Raw genomic sequence first — 1649 nt, forward strand, 5'->3', positions numbered from 1 at the left:
TTGCGGAACCTGTTCTTCTGGTTGGTGCGGCAGATCGCGTCGCAGACGTTCATGGGGATCATGGGCGGGTTGGCGATGGACGCGGCGATCCAGAGTTACCAGTTGGCGTCGCATCACCGGGACAGCTGGGATGGGGCGTCGACGTTCCAGTCGTTCCAGCAGGGTTCGTTGGAGGGGTTGTTCGCGGGTCCGCTGGAGTTGTTCGGGCAGGCGTTCGGCAAGGTGGTGGGGCGGCTGATCGGGAAGGATTCGTCGTCGATCCTGTCGAAGCGGCTCGATCACGTGCTGGCGGCGGGGTTGAACGACGCGCGGGCGGCGTTGGAGGGCGTGCCGGGCGTGGTGGGGCATGTGGTGGGCGGGGACGCGAAGGGTGTGGTGTCGAAGTCGCTGTCCGCCGGCGCGGGGGCGGCCGTGCGGGGGGTGGAGCGGGATGTCGCGCGGTTGGCGGGGATGTTGGATTCGGCGTCGGCGCGGCAGGAGTTCGCGAAGTCGGTGGGTCATCTGCTGGGCGCTTCGGTGCAGCAGTTGGAGGCGGGGTTCGTCCGGTTCGGTGAGGGGACGATCGCGGACGCGTTCGCGCGGAAGATGGGTCGGATCTTCGAGGAGCATCTGGTGGGGGCCGCGGGTGGTGCGGCGTTGCGGGCGGAGGCGCATGGTATCGGGCGTGGGTTCGGGGACGCGTTCGCGCGGAACTGGGGGCATGTGGGCGCGGACCACGCGCATCTGGGCGGGGTGTTGGCGCAGGCGTTGGGTGATCTCGCCGGCAGCGGGCCGCTGTCGCGGATGGCGCGGGAGTTCCCCGACCTGTTCACGGCGTCCGCGGGTAAGGAGGGCGTGGGCGGCTTCGCGAGGTTGTTCGGGCATTTCACGGCGGAGCATCCGCTGCACGGCAACGCGCTGTTCCAGCTGGGCCATGCGCTGGGGGAGATCCTGCAGGAGGGCGGGCAGAACGTCGCGTCGGACCTCGGGTACCAGCTGTTCTGGACGGATGAGCACGAGTTCACGGCGAGTGCGGGTTCGTTCTTCTCGGGGATGGCGATGGGCGCGTTCGGTCACGTCCTGCACAAGACCTTCGAGCCGTTGTTCGACCGGTACCAGAACTGGCTGCGGGAGCGGCAGTGGCGTGAGAACCCGGACGGCGCGAAGTACTTCGGGCTGCTCCACCCGCTTAACTTCGTGTCGTTCCTGGCGAACATGACCGGCAACCCTGCCCCGTTCCCGGTGCCGCGTCCGGGTGGGCACGACGGCGACGAGTCGTGGGGGCAGAGCGCGAAGGACCTGGCCAAGTGGTTCTTCTCCAACCCGTTCTCCGGCTTCGACCTGCGCTCCGACACCCCCATCGTCAACCTCTTCACCCACAAGACCGGCACCGGCGACACGGCCCGCGAGGAGAACCCGGACCAGCAGGCCATCCACGACGCCCTGAACGGCGGAGACATCAAGACCAGTGGCGACGCGACCGCTGGCCCCGGGCGGTACGAGCCGTCCCTCAGCACGCGGGCCCAACTCGCCGAGCCGACCCGGCCCCGTACGGAGGGCGACACCACCGGGTACCAGCCCCGGCCTGGGGAGGTGTCGGCGGAGTCCGCGGCGGGTGTGCGGGCCCGCACCGAGGGTGGTGGAGCCGCGGCGGCTGACGGGCCGTCGGC

1 protein-coding gene is annotated in these 1649 nt (G+C 69.7%); it reads left to right on the forward strand.

The window, feature by feature from the left end; all coding sequences use genetic code 11:
* A partial coding sequence (locus ACWD4U_RS34715; RefSeq protein WP_363462290.1) for a hypothetical protein occupies positions 1 to 1649 on the forward strand: 1649 nt, incomplete at both ends.

Source organism: Kitasatospora sp. NPDC002522, from assembly GCF_053595195.1.